Source organism: Streptomyces tardus (assembly GCF_018101125.2).
Classification (GTDB): Bacteria; Actinomycetota; Actinomycetes; order Streptomycetales; family Streptomycetaceae; genus Streptomyces; species Streptomyces tardus.
Genome location: NZ_JAELVF020000001.1, coordinates 4,009,629 through 4,025,288, shown reverse-complemented (window position 1 = coordinate 4,025,288; position 15,660 = coordinate 4,009,629). Strand labels below are relative to the sequence as shown.

Below are 15,660 nucleotides of genomic sequence, written 5' to 3'. Positions count from 1 at the left end.
TCGGGTGCGTCCGTGCGCCCGGTCGGGGGACCGGGCGCACGGCGGTGGCGGAACGCGGTCGCGCGGACGATGCTGCGTCGCTCGCGGGCGGCGGGTCGGCTGCGCGCGGGAAGGCGCCCGCGCGGTCCGGCTTGCTCGTGGCCGTCGCCGCCGTTCTCGCGCTGGTGGCGCCGTTGGCCGGCGCCCGGTCGGCGGAAGCCGCGGACGGCGGGTACCGGTACTGGTCGTTCTGGACCGCGAGCGAGCACGGCGAGTGGCGGTACGCCCAACAGGGGCCCGCCGGGCTGCGGCCCGACGACGGCGAGGTGGTCGGCTTCCGCTTCACCGCGAGCCGCGACGCCGGCGAGAGTGACGGTGAGAGCGAGGGCCCCGCCGACGGCGAAGGACCGGGCGGCGGCCGGGGCGACGGTGCGACTCCGCGGCCGACCGCGGACTTCCGGGAGATCTGCGCGGACAACGGCCCCGCGGCCGGCAGGAAACGCGTCGCGCTGGTCGTCGACCCCGGGACCGGAGCCGACGCACCCTCCGGCGAGAAGCCCCCCGAACCCCGTACCGCCTGCGCCCTGCTGGAGCCGGGCGGCAGCGCGGCGGACGCACTGGCGGCCGAGGCCCCGCCGCTGCGCTACGACTCCTCGGCACTGCTGTGCGCGATCGAGGGCTACCCGAAGTCCGGTTGCGGCGAACGCATTTCGGGCGGCGGCGAGGACGGCCCGGACAGCTCCGACCCCGGCGACGACCGCGCCGACGGATCGGACGGGCTCGACGACAGCGGGCCGACCGCGCCGCTCTACCTCGGTGTCGGCGTCCTGATCCTCCTCGCCGCGGGAGCCGCCCGGCAGGTACGGCGTCGCCGCCCGTGAGCCCGGCACCCGCCGCTCGACTGCTCGGCAGTCTGCGTGCACCCGAGGACAGCCGTGCCGCCGCACTGCACGCGGGCGCATGGTGGCTGTGGGCCCTCGGGCTCGCCACGGCGGCCTCCCGCACCACCAACCCGCTGCTGCTCGCCCTGCTCGTCGCGGTCTCCGGCTACGTCGTCGCCGCCCGCCGCACCGACGCCCCCTGGGCACGGGCGTACGGCACCTTCGTGAAGCTGGCGCTGCTGGTGCTGGCGATCCGGCTGGTCTTCGCGGTGCTGCTCGGCTCTCCGATCCCGGGCACCCACACCCTCTTCGTACTGCCCGAAGTCCCGCTGCCCGACTGGGCCCAGGGCGTACGGCTCGGCGGCCAAGTCACCGCCGAGGGGCTGCTGTTCGCGCTCCAGGACGGTATGCGGCTGGCCACCCTGCTGATCTGCGTGGGCGCGGCGAACGCGCTCGCCAACCCCGCCCGGCTGCTGAAGTCCCTGCCGGGGGCGCTGTACGAGGTCGGGGTCGCCGTGGTCGTGGCCATGACGTTCGCCCCGCATCTGGTCGCCGACGTGCAGCGGTTGCGGGCCGCGCGGCGACTGCGCGGGCGCAGCGACAAGGGCGTGCGGGCGATCCTCCAGGTGGCGCTGCCGGTGCTGGAGGGGGCGCTGGAGCGTTCGGTCGCGCTGGCCGCGGCGATGGACGCGCGGGGGTACGGGCGCAGCGCCCGAGTGCCGCGCCCGGTGCGGCTGTTCACCAACGTCCTCACCCTCGGCGGTCTGCTGGGGGTGTGCGCGGGCACCTACGGGCTGCTCGCCGCCGAGGGAGCGGTCTTCGGTCTGCCGCTGCTGCTCCTGGGGCTCGCCGCCGCGCTCGCCGGACTGCGACTCGGCGGCAGACGCGCGGTGCGCACCCGCTACCGACCGGACCGCTGGGGTCCGCGCGCCTGGCTGGTCGCGGCCTCCGGCGGGGCTGTCGCAGCGGCGATGCTGTGGGGCGCGGCGACCGATCCGCAGATGCTCAATCCGCCCGCGGTACCCCTGACCGCACCCGAACTCCCGCTGTGGCCCGCCGCGTTGACGCTGCTGGGGCTGCTGCCCGCCGTGGTGGCGCCGCTGCCGCCCGGCGCGGGCGGGGACCGCGCACCCGCGAAGGAGGACAGCCGATGATCCGCTTCGAGGAGGTGTCGGTGCACTACGAGGGCGCCCGCGCGCCCGCGCTCACCGGCGTCGACCTGACCGTCCCCGAGGGCGAACTCGCGCTGCTCGTCGGCCCGTCCGGGGTCGGCAAGTCGACACTGCTCGGCACCGTCTCCGGGCTCGTGCCGCACTTCACCGGGGGCACGCTGCGCGGACGCGTCACCGTCGACGGCCGCGACACCCGTACCCACCGGCCGCGCGAACTGGCGGACGTCGTCGGCACGGTGGGCCAGGACCCGCTCGCACACTTCGTCACCGACGTCGTGGAGGACGAGCTCGCCTACGGAATGGAATCGCTCGGGCTGCCGCCGGAGACGATGCGCCGACGCGTCGAGGAGACCCTGGACCTGCTCGGCCTCGCCGAACTGCGCGACCGGCCGATCGCCTCTCTCTCCGGCGGCCAGATGCAGCGTGTCGCCATCGGATCCGTCCTCACTCCCCACCCGCGAGTGCTGGTCCTCGACGAGCCGACCTCCGCGCTCGACCCGGCCGCCGCCGAGGAGGTGCTGGCCGTGCTCCAGCGCCTGGTCCACGACCTCGGGACCACGGTGCTGATGGCCGAGCACCGGCTGGAACGGGTGGTGCACTACGCCGACCAGCTCGTCCTGCTGCCCGGCCCCGGCGAGCGCGCCCGGTCCGGCGACCCGGCGGAGCTGATGGCCGTCTCCCCGGTCCGGCCGCCGGTCGTGGCGCTCGGCGGGCTCGCGGGCTGGACGCCGCTGCCGCTGTCGGTGCGCGACGCCCGCCGCCGGGCCTCCGGCCTGCGCGAACAGCTGGCCGACCGGCAGCCGGAGACCGAACACCCGGCGCTGGGCAAGGAGTTGGCGCGCACCGACCGGCTGCGAGTACGGCGCGGTCGCCGTACGGTGCTGCACGAGCTGTCGCTGACCGTACGGGCCGGGGAGACGGTCGCACTGATGGGCCGCAACGGCGCGGGGAAATCCACCCTGCTCCGCACCCTGGTCGGCGGCCACGAACCGGCCGGCGGCACCGTACGGGTCGGCGGCGTGGAACCGCACCGCACGCCGCCGGGCGAACTGCTGCGGCACGCGGGACTCGTGCCCCAGGAGCCCCGCGACCTGCTGTACGCCGACACCGTCGCCGCCGAGTGCCGCGCCGCCGACCGCGACGCCGGCGCCGAGCCGGGCAGCTGCCGGGCCCTGACCGCCGAACTGCTCCCGGACATCGCCGACGACACCCACCCGCGCGACCTCTCCGAGGGGCAGCGGCTGGCACTCGCACTGGCCATCATCCTCACCGCCGCTCCCCCGCTGATCCTGCTGGACGAGCCGACCCGGGGCCTGGACTACGCCGCGAAGTCGCGGCTGGTGACGGTCCTGCGCGGGCTCGCCGCCCGCGGCCACGCGGTCGTTCTGGCCACCCACGACGTGGAGTTGGCCGCGGAGTCCGCCGGACGGGTGCTGATCATGGCGCAGGGCGAACTCGTCGCGGACGGGCCCACCGCCGAAGTCGTCGTCTCCTCACCGGCGTTCGCCCCGCAGATCGCCAAGATCCTCGCCCCGCAGCGCTGGTTGACGATGCCGCAGGTCCGGGCTGCGCTGGCGGACGACCGATGAGCGAGCACCACGAGGCGGACGCGGGGAGTCCTGCCGGCGGGCCCGGCGGCGCATCGGGCGGCGCCGGCGCGGCGGCGCGGGACCGGCAGGCCCCGGACCGGCAGGCGCGGGCCGTCCGGCTCGGCGGACGTTCGGCGTTCGCGCTCGGGCTGGTGTCCGCGGTGGGGGTGGTCGCCTTCGGCTGGCCGCTGCTGGCCGACTCCGCCTCCGGACTCGCCCACTCCCGGGACGCCCCCTGGCTGTTCGCCGTACTGCTGCCGCTGCTGATCGCCGTGGTCGTCGCGACCATCGCCGACACCGGGCTGAACGCCAAGGCGGTCGCCATGCTCGGGGTGCTGGCCGCAGCCGGGGCCGCACTGCGGCCACTGGGCGCGGGCACGGCCGGACTCGAGCCGATGTTCTTCCTGATGGTGCTCGCCGGGCGGGTGCTCGGCCCGGGGTTCGGCTTCGTCCTGGGCGCCGTCTGCATGTTCGCCTCGGCGCTGCTGACCGGCGGCGTCGGCCCGTGGATGCCCTTCCAGATGCTCTCGATGGGCTGGGTCGCGATGGGCGCCGGACTGCTGCCGGGCTCCGACAACCTGCGCGGACGCGGGGAGTTGGCGCTCCTCGCGGTCTACGGCGCGGTGGCCTCGGCGGCATACGGGCTGGTGATGAACCTCCAGGGCTGGACCTACATCGCCGGGCTGAGCAGCGGGATCTCCTTCGTGCCCGGCGATCCGGTGGCGGAGAACCTGGCCCGTTTCACGGCGTACTGGCTGGCGACCTCGCTCGGCTGGGACCTGCCCCGAGCGCTGCTCACCGTCGTGTTGACGCTGACGCTCGGCGCGACCGTACTGCGGGCGCTGCGGCGGGCGACCCGGCGGGCAGCCTTCGACGTGCCCGACCGCCCGGCTCCGACCGCGGACTGAACCGCCGACGGCCCGTGGCGGCGGGCACGGGCCGGCGGACGGGGCGGGCCGACAGGCACGGACAGGGCGGGCCGGTACCGGTTGAACAGCCCTGTGGGTCGGCTCAGTTGAGTACGGGCTCGGCGCCGTCGCCGTCCTGGTCCCTGTCCGCGCCTGCGACGCCGGATCCTCCGGTCCTGCGGGCCGGGACGGTCGCCCGTTCACCGGCCTCGCGCTGACGCGGGGCGACCGGCCGCGCGGAACCGGCCGTCAGCGGCTCCCGCCCGTCGAGCGGGCCGTCGGACTCCCCGTCGAGAGCAGCGTCCCGCCCGCCGCCGGAGCTCGCCCGGTCGGCGACTTCCGGATCGGGAGGCGCCCCGATGTCCGCGTCGGCGCCGGGCTCTGCTGCCGAACGGCCGGGGCCGCAGCGCCGCCAGAGGCCCGCCAGCACGAACCCGGCGACCACCACGACCGCGCCGCCCGCGGCGTCCAGCAGGTAGTGGTTCGCGGTGCCCATCACCACCACCGTGGTGAGCAGCGGATACATCCAGCCCAGCAGCCGCGCCCAGAGCCAGGGGCTGGCCCGGACGAGCACGATGCCCGCCCACAGCGACCAGCCCACGTGCAGCGAGGGCATCGCCGCGTACTGGTTGGAGACGCCGGTCAGTACGCCGAAGCTCGGATCGTCGAAGTCCTGCGGGCCGTTGATGGTGTCGACGTAGTTGTGGTCCGGCATCAGCCGCGGCGGTGCCAGCGGGTAGAGCAGGAAGCCGACGAGGCCCAGCAGCGTGGCGTAGCACAGTGCGTTGCGCGCCCAGCGGTAGGTCGGCGGGCGGCGCAGATAGAGCCAGGCGAGCACGGAGACGGGGACCAGGAAGTGGAACGCCCCGTAGTAGAAGTTCATGCTGCTCTCGAGCCATGCCGTACGGGCCACGACCTCGTTGATCCACAGCTCCCAGTCCAGGTGGAGCGCCTGCTCCAGGTCGAGGATCTGCTGACCGTGCCCCTCGGCGATCTCCCGGCTGTCCGGCGCCAGCGAACGCACCCAGGAGTACGCGAAGTAGCCGACCCTGATGAGCAGCAGCTCCAGCATCAGATGCGGTCGGCTGAACGGGCCGGACGGCTCGGGGTTGTCCCAGGCCGGCGAGGTGCGGGTGACGAAAGGCAGCGCGAGAGCGGCGGCGAGCGCCACCAGCAGCGGCGCGTTCTCACCGAGCGGCGCCAGCCAGGCGATCTTGGGCACCAGCGCCTCGGAGCTGAGGCCGAGCACCATGACGACCAGCACCGGCCACACCAGCCGGTCGCCCTTGCGGCGGCCGATCCGGCCCACCAGCGCGAGCAGGATCCACAGCTGCTGGTGCTGCCAGGCCACCGGTGAGACGGCGACGACGACACAGCCCACCAGCGCCGCCGCCAGCAGCAGTTGGCCGTCCTGCGCGTAGCGGACGGCGCGCCGCAGGCCGAGCACGACCACGGCGGCGGCGAGCAGGAGAAAGAGCACGATTTCCAGCGGTCCCGACAGCCCGAGCCGCAGCAGCAGCCCGTGCAGGGACTGGTTGCCGACCTCGTCGGGCGCACCGCCGAGACCCACTCCGGCGAAGTGGCCGAGCCAGTAGTCGGCGGAGGCCGCCGGCATCGCCGCCCAGGCGACCAGCGAGGCCAGCAGGAACGTCGCCGCGCCGGTCACCGCCTCGCGCCGCCTGCCCAGCAGCCACAGCAGACCCGCGAACAACAGCAGTACGGGCTGGAACGCCGCCGCCAGGCCCACCAGCAGACCGGCCGTCGGCACCACCGGCGAGAGGTCGCGCCAGGCCGGTCTGGCGCCGTGGACCACGGCGAGGAGCGCCAGCAGCGTCGGTACGATGCCGGCCTCGCCGGTGGAGAACATCGACCGCACCGGCTCGGAGACCAGCAGCGCGGCGAGCCCCAGCGGCAGCGCGTACCGCAGCGTCACACCCGCGGGGCCGCCCGGCATCCGCCGCAGCGCCAGCACGGCGAAGGCGGCGACCAGGCCGAGCAGTCCGAGTGCCCACAGCACCTCGAAGAGGTCGCGGTGCAGCGCGCCGAACGGCCGCAGCAGCGCAGCCGCGAACGGCGGGCCGGTGAAGGCGTCACCGTCGTAGACGGCCTCCGGGCCGGCGGGTGCGCTGTTGCGCGCGAGCCAGGCGGTGACCTCGGTCAGCCGCGGCTCGTGGGAACCGCTCCAGGTCACCACCAACTGCCGCACTGCCAGCGCCCCGGTCACGAGCCACAGCAGTGCCACCATCGCGATGCTCCGCGAACGCAGCCGCGCGGCCCGCTCGTCTGTCTCTTTGCTCAACTCACGTCCCCGTGCCCAGCCTCGTCCGTCCCCCACCCGGGGAACTGTCGTCCCGGATGTCAGACGCAGGACATCACTCTGTCACCTGACCGGGACCCAGTATGAGTCGACCCGAGTCCGGCCGCACAAGCCCGCCAGCTTTCCACGCCGCTCCCCCGCGGTCGAATCCGTCCGCTGTTCCACGCCGCCCGGATCGCCACCGGGCCGGCCTCCGGAAGGCGCCCCCACGCTGCCCGGCCGGCCTCCGGAAGTGGCCGCCGGGACGCGGTCGCCGGGCCCGCGGAACGGCGTGCGATCGTGGTTCTTCCAGGTCGGCGCCTGCTCGCGGGGTGTACCGGGCGGGCCGCGAGACCAGTCGTTGACGAGGACAGGAGTGGTGGTCGTGAGCGTCGTCAAGATCAATCTGCTGGAAGTTCCCGAGGAGCAGCGCGAGGTGCTGGAGAAGCGGTTCGCCTCCCGTGCGGGGACCGTCGACAGCGCGGACGGCTTCGAGTGGTTCGAGCTGCTGCGGCCCGTCGAGGGCACCGACACGTACCTGGTGTACACCCGGTGGCGCGACGAGGAGTCGTTCCGGGCGTGGATGGAGGGCCCGATGAAGGCTGCCCACCAGCGCGGCGCCGGGCAGTCCGGCGAGAGCGGAGGCGGCGAGGGCACGGGCGGCGAACGGCCGAAGCCCGCGGCCACCGGCTCGACGGTCTGGTCCTTCGAGGTCGTGCAGCAGGCGGCGCCCAAGTAGTACCGGGGCGGGGGCGGTTCCGGCCCGCCCGTCGGCGGGCGGGCCGGCAGGGCGGCAGGGGCGGCGACCGGCGCGGGCGGGACGGGTCAGACGTCCCGCACATGGTTGCGGGGCGTCTCGTTGCGCCCGCCGCCCAGCTCGTCGGACAGCTCGTGCACCAGGTCGTACAGATCACGCGGGCGGTCCGGCCCCCACCAGTCTCCGAGGAGTTCGCCGAGCGCCTCTTCGCGCGCCTGCGCGACCCTGGCCGCGGCCTCCACTCCGCGGTCGGTGAGCATCAGCGGGATGCCCTCGCGGTAGGCGAGTCCGCGTTCCTCCAACTGCCGCGCGCCGTGCGCCACCACCTCGCGGTCGAGCTCGTGCCGGTCCGCGATGAGAGCGGGTTCGACGGACCCGTGGCGCCGTATCCGCAGCAGCAACCACCCGGCGGCGGGCCGCAGTTCCAGGCCGGCCCGCTCGGTGAGCCGCGCGTACAGGTCACGGCGCCCCTCCCGGCTGCTGAGGACGCTGAGCGCACGGCACAGCTCGTCGTGGGAGGAGCGCTCCACCGGGTTCGCACCGAGCGTCTGGCTGCCCTCCGGCGCCTGCACGCTCTTGCGCAGCGGCGTCTCCTTCAGGAACCAGGCCAGCAGAAAGGCCAGCGCGGTGATGGGCGCGGCCCATACGAAGACGTCGGTGATCGACTCGGCGTACGCGTGCAGCGCCCCGGAACGCGCCTGCGGACCCAGCTCGGCCACGGCCCTCGGGTCCTCCCGGAGGGACTGCGGAGTCACCCCGGGCGGCAGCCGCTGTCCGGCGAGCACGTCCTCCATCCGCGGAGCGAGCTTGGCGGCGAAGATCGCGCCGAACACCGAGACCCCGACCGAAGCGCCGATGGAGCGGAAGAACGTCGCGGCCGAGGTGGCGACTCCGAGGTGCGCGTAGTCGACGGTGTTCTGCACGATCAGGACCAGCACCTGCATGACCAGGCCGAGCCCCAGACCGAAGACCAGGAAGGCGCCGCTCATCTGCCAGTTGGTGCTGTGCTCGTCGAGGTTGTGCAGAAGCAGCAGCCCGACCGTCATCACGGCGGTCCCCAGGATCGGGAACACCTTCCACCGGCCCGTACGGCTCACCAGCTGGCCCGAGAGCGTCGAGCTGGTGAGGATGCCCAGCACCATCGGGAGCATGTGCACACCCGAGAGGGTCGGCGAGACGCCGTGGACGACCTGGAGGAAGGTCGGGAGGTAGATCATCGTGCCGAACATCGCGAAACCGATGACGAAGCCGATGAGCGAGCTGATGGAGAAGGTGGGGTTGCGGAAGAGGTGTGGCGGCAGCACCGGTTCCACGGCGCGCCGCTCGACCCGTACGAAGGCGTACAGCAGGACCAGCGCCGCCGCCGACAGCCCGTACACCGGCGCCGAGGCCCACTCCCACGCGGTCCCGCCGAGCGAGGTGACCAGTACGACACAGGTGGCGACCGAGGCGATGAGCAGCGTCCCCAGGTAGTCGATGTGGTGCCTGCGGTCGGGTACCGGGATGTGGAGCACCGCGGCGATCACCACCAGCGCGACCGCCCCCAGGGGGAGGTTGATGTAGAAGACCCACCGCCAGCTGAGGTGGTCGACGAAGAGCCCGCCCAGCAGCGGGCCGAGCACGCTGGTGACACCGAAGACCGCTCCGAAGAGCCCCTGGTAGCGCCCGCGGTCCCGTGGTGGCACCAGATCGCCGACGATCGCCATGGAGAGCACCATCAGCCCGCCGCCGCCGAGCCCCTGGACCGCGCGGAAGGCGATCAGCTCCACCATGGTCTGGGCGAGTCCGCACAGCGCCGAGCCGATCAGGAAGATGACGATGGCGCCCTGGTAGAGCTTCTTGCGCCCGTACTGGTCGCCGAGTTTCCCCCACAGCGGGGTCGCCGCGGTCGCCGCCAGCAGGTAGGCGGTCACGACCCAGGAGAGATGGTCCATGCCGCCGAGGTCGCTGACGATGGTCGGCAGCGCGGTGGAGACGATCGTCTGGTCCAGCGCCGCGAGCAGCATGCCCATCAGCAGTGCGCCCAGGGCGAGGTACAGGGTGCGCTTGTCCTGGGCGCTTCGCTCCGGCCCGCCCACTCCGCAGAGGCACCCCGCTCGCGAGCGGGGTGCCTCTGCGGAGTGGGCGGGCCGGAGCGAACGCCCCGGCCCCGGGTAAAACAAAGTGGCTCCGTTCGTTCCCGCTCCTGGCAGCGGGTATCCCTGACCGGCGGACGGAGCCACTGATTTACCCGGGGCCGGGGCGTTCGCTCCGGCCCGCCCACTCCGCAGAGGCACCCCGCTCGCGAGCGGGGGCACCTCCGTACGATCGCCGGAGAAGTCCGCCGCCCGCGAGCGGATCCGTCCCGGATCGGTACGCGCCGCGGACCAGTACGCACCGCAGATCCGTACGCACCGTGCAGGTCCGTACACCCAGCGACCCGGAGCACGCCACCATGACCGAAGCCACCCTGCTCACCACCCGCGCCCTGCTGCTCGACATGGACGGCACCCTGGTCAACTCGGACGCCGCCGTGGAGCGGGTCTGGCGCGGCTGGGCCGCCGAGCACGGCGTCGACCCCGAGCGGGCCATCCGGCTCGGCCGCGGACGTCAGGGGTACGCGACCATGGCGACACTGCTGCCGGACCGTCCGCTCGCGGAGAACCTCGCGGACAACCGCCGCCTGCTCGCGCAGGAGGTCGAGGACACCGAGGGCGTCGTACCGATCCCCGGAGCCCCGGAGTTCCTCCACGCCATCGCCGCCGCGCCGCACGCGCTGGTGACCTCCGCCAGCCTGGCGCTCGCCGAGGCGCGAATGGGCGCTGCCGGACTCATGGTGCCCGAGTTGCGGATCACCGCGGAGTCGGTCGGAGCGAGCAAGCCGGACCCGGAGGGCTTCCTGAAGGCCGCGGCCGAACTCGGCTTCGCCCCAGCGGACTGCCTGGTGCTGGAGGACTCGGTGGCCGGCGTGAGCGCCGCCCGGGCCGCCGGAATGCCCGTACTGGGGATCGGCGCCCACCTCGCCGACTCCGCACCCACCGCCCGGGTGCCCGATCTCACCGCGGTGGGCGTCGAGTTGCTGCCGGGCGGGGAGGTACGGCTGCGGCTCGCGCCCCGCCTCGGCTGATTCTCTTCCCGGCCGGGCCCCGGCCGCGAACCCCGAACCTCCCGACCGGCACCGGCACCGGCACCGGACACGCTCCGGGACGGGACGGGGCCGTTCAGTTCGGGGCCCGCGGGGCTGCGGTCAGCCGACGACCGCCTCGTACAGGCTCCACACGCCCAGTACGGCCATGACGCCCGCCGCAATTCTCGTGATGAGACCCAGCGGTACGCGCTTCATCAACGCACGGCCACCCACGATGCCGATGGCGGCCACCGCCCAGAGCGCCAGCACCGCGCCGACCGCCACCGAGAGCGGACTGTCGTAGCGGGCCGCCAGGTTGGCGGTCATGATCTGGGTCAGATCGCCGAACTCGGCGACCAGGATGAGCATGAAGCCGGTGCCCGCCACCTTCCAGAACGACTGGTCGGCGGGGTTCTTCACCTCGTCCTCCTCCTCGTCCTTGTGCCGCAGCAGAAGGAACGCACCGGTGAGGAAGAGCACTCCGACGATCGTCGCCAGGAGCCGCTGCGGCAGCAGTCCGAGCAGACTGCCGGCGGCGATGGCGAGTGCGACGTGCACGGCGAAGGCGGCGGCGACACCGACGAAGACATAGGACGCCCTGAAGCGGGTGCCGAGCACCAGCCCGGCGAGCGCGGTCTTGTCGGGCAGCTCCGCGAGAAAGACGACACCGAACGTCACCGCGGCGACGCTGAAGCTGAACATCTGGGGATCCTCGTCGATAGGGCCGTACCGAGGACCGGCGAAGAGCGCAGACTTCGGCACGGCAGTGTGCAGGACACTGCGGCCGAAGGTCTCGCTGGCGCACCGCAAGCGGCGCGCTCCGGGCGCCGGGGCGGTACGAGCCGCCCAGTGTGTCGACGTTCCGGCGAAGAGCTACTCCCCTTCAGAGCGCCCACCCTACGACAGCCTCCCGCGCACGGACCACCCCCGAAGCCGGGCAGCAACCACGCCGCTGCCACCCGGAACGGATCCGCGCACGGCGTGCAGGGCACGCCCTGAGCCCACGCCCCGCACACCCGCCGGACACTCCGCGAGCAGACTGGGCCGCTCGCGCCCGCCCGCACCGCGGACCCGTACGGCGAACGACGCACACCCGTACCGCGAACGCCGCCGGCCCGTACGGCGAACGACGCCGGCCCGCGCTCGGGAGCGCGCGCCGTCGCCCGTACTCGGGAGCGCGCGCCGTCGCCCGTACTCAGGAGCGCGCGGTGGTGCGCGCCCGGGCCCGGAGCCGGCTCGCTCTCACCTCCGAGCGCCGGCGCGCACTCCGGAACACCTGCGCGAACTACCGTTCCCGCGCGACCGTTCGGCGCCCCGGACGGCGGTTCACCGGGGGCGGAACGCACGATTCACCGGGAACCGACCGCCACAGAACGGGCGTTCGCCCGACACACCCCTTGCCCTGACGTGCTCATGTCGCCACTCTGTTACCTGCGCACTGCCCCGCCGCAACCTGACGGGGCCAGCATGCCTTCGGGCCCCACACCCCGAACGGCATCCGACTTCCCCCCACTCGCAGGGAGTTCCCATGGCAGAGACAGACAAGTCCACCGCTCGGCGCGGCTTCTACGCGCGTAAGCTGCGGATGCCGGCGATCGCAGCCGCAGCGGCGGCCGGACTCCTCGGCGGGCTCGCGTTCAGCACACCGGCGGCCCAGGCGGCGCCGCCCACGCCGCCCACCAAGGCCGAGGCGCTCAGCCTGCTCGACGGGCTCCCCGTCGCCGCCCCGGGCTCGATGGACGGCTACGACCGCGACCTGTTCCCGCACTGGATCAGCCAGGGCGACAACTGCGACACCCGCGAGCTCGTGCTCCAGCGCGACGGCACCGACGTCGAGACCGACGACCAGTGCCGCGCGGTCGGCGGCAGTTGGTACTCGGAGTACGACGACACCACCGTCAACAACTCCTCCGACATCGACATCGACCACATCGTCCCGCTGGCCGAGGCCTGGCGTTCCGGCGCCACCGACTGGTCGGAGTCCAAGCGCCGGTCGTTCGCCAACAACCTGACCGCCGCGCAGCTCATAGCCGTCTCGGCCAGCTCCAACCGCTCCAAGGGCGACAAGGACCCGGCCGACTGGATGCCCCGCGCCGGCTACCAGTGCGTCTACGCGCGCTCCTGGGTCGGCATCAAGAACGACTACGCGATGAACGTCGACGAGGCCGAGAAGGCCGCGCTGACCAGCGCGCTCAACGCCTGCTGACCCCGGCACGCGGCCGTCCTCACGACGGCCCGTGCCACCGGCCGCCCTCCAGCCGGCATCCAACGCCGCGGCCCCGAGCGACGATTCGACGATTCGCTCGGGGCCGCGGGGTTCTCCGGTCTCCGGTCGACGGTCTCCGTTCCGCGTCCCCGGTCGATGTTCCCCGGTCTCCGGTCTCCGGTCTCAGGGATGCGGGTCGTACGGGCCGGTCCTACGTTTCCGGGGCGCAGGCTCCCGAACGCGCTTCCTGGACGTACGAGTCGCCCCGTACTGGCTGCCGCGTGTGAGCCGAGAGGCACGGACTGCGGCGGGCAGGCCGCCGAAAGCGGGCCGGACCCGGCAGCCGGTGCCGGTGCGAGCGCGTCCGCCGTACGGTGTCCCACCGGCCGCCGGCGGTCAGCCCCGCCTCCACCAGCCCACCACCGGTCGGCTCACCACCGGTCCTCCCACCAGCCGGCGGCCCGTCAGCCGGCGGCGGCGAACGGGACGTTCACACAGGCCAGTCGGGCGCCGGCCTGGCCCGCGTGCCCCTCCTCCGTGTGCGTCGAGTGCTCGTGGATCACCACCGAACGCGCCCCGCCTTCGCGGAAGTTCCACTTCTGCTTGGCGGACGCCCGGCCCGAGCCCTCGGCGTCGCTGTCGAAGTCGAGCCAGACCTCGTTGCGCGGGTTGGCGTAAGCAGGGTCCACCGAGGGCTGCACCGGGTCGACCCGGTGCTGGTAGTGCGGGCCCGAGTCGTCCGGTCGGGCGCCGCAGGGCTTGGTGTGCACGTGCGCGCCGAACGAGCGGTCGGACTCCAGCCCGTCCACCCACACCATCACGCCGGTGCCCTTACCGGTCAGCCGCTGCGCCACCGTGATGCCCGAACCGACCGGCACCGCACTGTCGTAGGTGACTGCGGCGGGCACCCGGCCGCCCTCGGCCTTCTCGAAGCTCCCGCCCGCCGCGATCCAGCTGCCGCCCGGCGCACGCTCCGACTCCGGGGACGTGTGGGGCGCGTTTTGGGCCGACTGGTGACGCAGCGGCTCCTCGTGGTCGGTCCTCGCGCCCGCACCGGTCGCCGTCGCCGTGGCGGCGGGTGCCAGCAGCGCCACCGCACCCACGGCCGCCAGCAGCGCCCGGGTCCCGTTCCTCGTCGGCATCGCCATCTCGTACTCCTCCACTGGGGGTTGCGCGCCCGAACGGGTCGCGCGCCGGGCGGTGCGGTGCACCGTGGTCCCGCTGGAGCCACTCTCCTCGCGGTACGCCTCCCGACCGGCGAACTCCTCCCCAAGGGGACCGTGTGAGGGACCCCGGCGTAGTCTTTACGGCGGTAAGCCGCTCCGACGTCGGGGCTGACACGGGGAGTAGCGGGTGCTGGACGCTCTGGGGACTTTGATCTACGAGCCGTGGATCTACGTCCTCATCGTGACGTCCGTGCTCCTCGACGTGTTCGTGCCGTTCCTGCCCAGCGGTTACCTGGTGATCACCGCCGCCACCGCGGCGGCCGGGACCACCGCGGCCGATGTCGCGAGCCTCACCTCGCCGCCGCCCTCCGCCGCCCATCTGCCGGAACTGGTGTTCCTGCTGCTCTGCGCGGCCACCGCGTCCGTACTCGGTGACGTCACCGCCTTCCTGCTCGCCCGTCACGGCGGCGCACGCTTCTCCGCGCACATCGAGCGGTCCCGGCGGCTGAGCCGCGCACACCGCAGGCTCGGAGACGTCGTGTTGAGGGGCGGCGGCTCGCTCCTCGTCCTCGCCCGCTTCGCGCCCGCCGGCCGCACAGTGATGAGCGTGGCCTCCGGAGTCACACAGCGCCCGGCACGGGAGTTCGTACCGTGGTCGGCTGTCGCGGCGTTCGTCTGGGCCGGCTACAGCGTCGGCCTGGGCTACGTGGGCGGCCGGCTGCTCGGCGTCAACTGGGGCACCACCGCCCTCTCCCTCGTGGCGCTCCTCGCGGCAGGCTCGTTGGCCGCCTTCGTCCTCACCCGCCGCCGCCCCTCCTCCGCCGCCGCCTGACCCACGGCGACCGACCGCACGAGGCCGTCCCCGTCCCCGCCCCGGTCACGGACTCGGCCTCCGGCTCCGACTTCGACTTCGACGGCAGACGTACCCCGTACGACCGGCGCAGGCAGCGAGGCACGAGACCCGGCGGACGTACAGAACGCGCTGCTCCGGAACCGGGGAGCGTCCCGAGCGCTCTACTCCGGCCGCCCTGCGGCGAGTTCGCCCGCGGCTTCCAGCGCCAGACTCCAGGGGTACCGGTCCGGCTCGCCCTCCCCGGGCGGACGGGGCACGAACCCGTCGGGCCCGCCCAGCAGCACGCGCACCCCGGCCCCGCGCAGCGCGTCCACGGACCGGTCGAACTGGGGATGACGGGCGTACTCACTGTTCACACACGGCATGACCACCAACGGCCGCCGTCTTCCGATCACTTCGACCGCGTGCCCGGTCGCCCAGTTCGGAGTGAGGCCGAGCGCGATCGCGTTCACGGTGTTCAGAGTCGCCGGGGCGATCACCGAGACGTCCGGGTCCGGCCAGGGGCTGGTCTCGCCCAACATCCGCTGTGCGGAACGGATCGGGCGCCCGGTGAGCTCCACGAGCCCGTCCAGATCGGCGGCGATCCACGCCGCCGCGGTCGGAGTGAGACCGAGGCAGACCTCCCAGCCCTCGCGCTGCGCCAGACGAACCGCCCGGTCGAGGTGCTGCACCGGCTGCGCGGCGCACGAGAGGAGATACAGAACGCGGCTCATGGCGACAGTCCACCACAGGCCCGCACCCGAGCCC

Annotated in this window: 13 protein-coding genes; 8 read left to right on the top strand and 5 right to left on the bottom strand. The window is 73.7% G+C overall.

The features are described 5' to 3' along the window. Positions 1–137: 137 nt before the first annotated feature. The 4 genes from JGS22_RS17220 to JGS22_RS17205 are packed head-to-tail and all read left to right on the top strand — an operon-like array spanning position 138 to position 4,529. The gene (locus JGS22_RS17220; RefSeq protein WP_308405721.1) at positions 138–860 is read left to right on the top strand and encodes an SCO2322 family protein; all 723 of its coding nucleotides are present in this window, start codon (positions 138–140) and stop codon (positions 858–860) included. Further along, a complete protein-coding gene (locus JGS22_RS17215; RefSeq protein WP_211038326.1) occupies positions 857–2,014 on the top strand; it encodes an energy-coupling factor transporter transmembrane component T in 1,158 nt (385 codons plus the stop codon). Before JGS22_RS17220 ends, JGS22_RS17215 begins: the two co-directional genes overlap by 4 nt. Then, complete coding sequence (locus JGS22_RS17210) at positions 2,011–3,621, top strand: ABC transporter ATP-binding protein (RefSeq protein WP_211038327.1); 1,611 nt, start codon at positions 2,011–2,013, stop codon at positions 3,619–3,621. The genes JGS22_RS17215 and JGS22_RS17210 overlap by 4 nt, the downstream gene beginning before the upstream one ends. Further along, the gene (locus JGS22_RS17205) at positions 3,618–4,529 is read left to right on the top strand and encodes an ECF transporter S component (RefSeq protein ID WP_211038328.1); all 912 of its coding nucleotides are present in this window, start codon (positions 3,618–3,620) and stop codon (positions 4,527–4,529) included. Before JGS22_RS17210 ends, JGS22_RS17205 begins: the two co-directional genes overlap by 4 nt. A gap of 103 nt (positions 4,530–4,632) precedes the next feature. Here JGS22_RS17205 and JGS22_RS17200 read toward each other — a convergent pair whose 3' ends face one another. Beyond that, on the bottom strand, positions 4,633–6,828 hold the full coding sequence (locus tag JGS22_RS17200) for a bifunctional glycosyltransferase 87/phosphatase PAP2 family protein (protein ID WP_211038329.1): 2,196 nt from the start codon (positions 6,826–6,828) through the stop codon (positions 4,633–4,635). 382 nt (positions 6,829–7,210) lie between these two features. On the opposite strand from JGS22_RS17200, the gene JGS22_RS17195 reads away from it, so the two are divergent. Next, positions 7,211–7,564: an antibiotic biosynthesis monooxygenase family protein gene (locus JGS22_RS17195; RefSeq protein WP_211038331.1), complete on the top strand. Its 354-nt coding sequence runs from the start codon at positions 7,211–7,213 to the stop codon at positions 7,562–7,564. 86 nt (positions 7,565–7,650) lie between these two features. On the opposite strand, the gene JGS22_RS17190 is transcribed toward JGS22_RS17195, so the two are convergent. Beyond that, on the bottom strand, positions 7,651–9,594 hold the full coding sequence (locus JGS22_RS17190) for an MFS transporter (protein ID WP_216815094.1): 1,944 nt from the start codon (positions 9,592–9,594) through the stop codon (positions 7,651–7,653). Positions 9,595–10,016: 422 nt separating this feature from the next. Between JGS22_RS17190 and JGS22_RS17185 the strand changes: the two genes are divergently transcribed. Beyond that, positions 10,017–10,688, top strand: a complete 672-nt coding sequence (locus JGS22_RS17185; RefSeq protein ID WP_211043357.1) for an HAD-IA family hydrolase — start codon at positions 10,017–10,019, stop codon at positions 10,686–10,688. A 120-nt stretch (positions 10,689–10,808) separates the two neighbouring features. Here JGS22_RS17185 and JGS22_RS17180 read toward each other — a convergent pair whose 3' ends face one another. Continuing rightward, complete coding sequence (locus JGS22_RS17180; RefSeq protein ID WP_211043359.1) at positions 10,809–11,390, bottom strand: TMEM165/GDT1 family protein; 582 nt, start codon at positions 11,388–11,390, stop codon at positions 10,809–10,811. Between the two features lie 826 nt (positions 11,391–12,216). Between JGS22_RS17180 and JGS22_RS17175 the strand changes: the two genes are divergently transcribed. Beyond that, positions 12,217–12,894 carry an HNH endonuclease family protein gene (locus tag JGS22_RS17175; protein ID WP_211043362.1) on the top strand — a complete coding sequence of 226 codons (678 nt, stop codon included), beginning with the start codon at positions 12,217–12,219 and terminating at the stop codon, positions 12,892–12,894. Between the two features lie 464 nt (positions 12,895–13,358). Here JGS22_RS17175 and JGS22_RS17170 read toward each other — a convergent pair whose 3' ends face one another. Then, the gene (locus tag JGS22_RS17170; protein WP_236073187.1) at positions 13,359–14,042 is read right to left on the bottom strand and encodes a superoxide dismutase family protein; all 684 of its coding nucleotides are present in this window, start codon (positions 14,040–14,042) and stop codon (positions 13,359–13,361) included. A 205-nt stretch (positions 14,043–14,247) separates the two neighbouring features. Between JGS22_RS17170 and JGS22_RS17165 the strand changes: the two genes are divergently transcribed. Beyond that, positions 14,248–14,892 (top strand): DedA family protein, encoded by a 645-nt coding sequence (locus tag JGS22_RS17165; RefSeq protein WP_216815024.1) that lies wholly within the window; start codon positions 14,248–14,250, stop codon positions 14,890–14,892. Between the two features lie 182 nt (positions 14,893–15,074). Here JGS22_RS17165 and JGS22_RS17160 read toward each other — a convergent pair. Next, positions 15,075–15,660 (bottom strand): flavoprotein (locus tag JGS22_RS17160; RefSeq protein ID WP_308405719.1); only part of this gene is annotated, 586 nt, incomplete at its 5' end.

Excerpts from the sequence above, each read along its gene's own strand:
- JGS22_RS17210 (WP_211038327.1), top strand. The coding sequence starts at position 2,011 with ATGATCCGCTTCGAGGAGGTGTCGGTGCACTACGAGGGCGCCCGCGCG.
- JGS22_RS17205 (WP_211038328.1), top strand. The coding sequence starts at position 3,618 with ATGAGCGAGCACCACGAGGCGGACGCGGGGAGTCCTGCCGGCGGGCCC.
- JGS22_RS17190 (WP_216815094.1), bottom strand. The coding sequence starts at position 9,594 with ATGGGCATGCTGCTCGCGGCGCTGGACCAGACGATCGTCTCCACCGCG.
- JGS22_RS17185 (WP_211043357.1), top strand. The coding sequence starts at position 10,017 with ATGACCGAAGCCACCCTGCTCACCACCCGCGCCCTGCTGCTCGACATG.
- JGS22_RS17180 (WP_211043359.1), bottom strand. The coding sequence starts at position 11,390 with ATGTTCAGCTTCAGCGTCGCCGCGGTGACGTTCGGTGTCGTCTTTCTC.
- JGS22_RS17175 (WP_211043362.1), top strand. The coding sequence starts at position 12,217 with ATGGCAGAGACAGACAAGTCCACCGCTCGGCGCGGCTTCTACGCGCGT.
- JGS22_RS17170 (WP_236073187.1), bottom strand. The coding sequence starts at position 14,042 with ATGGCGATGCCGACGAGGAACGGGACCCGGGCGCTGCTGGCGGCCGTG.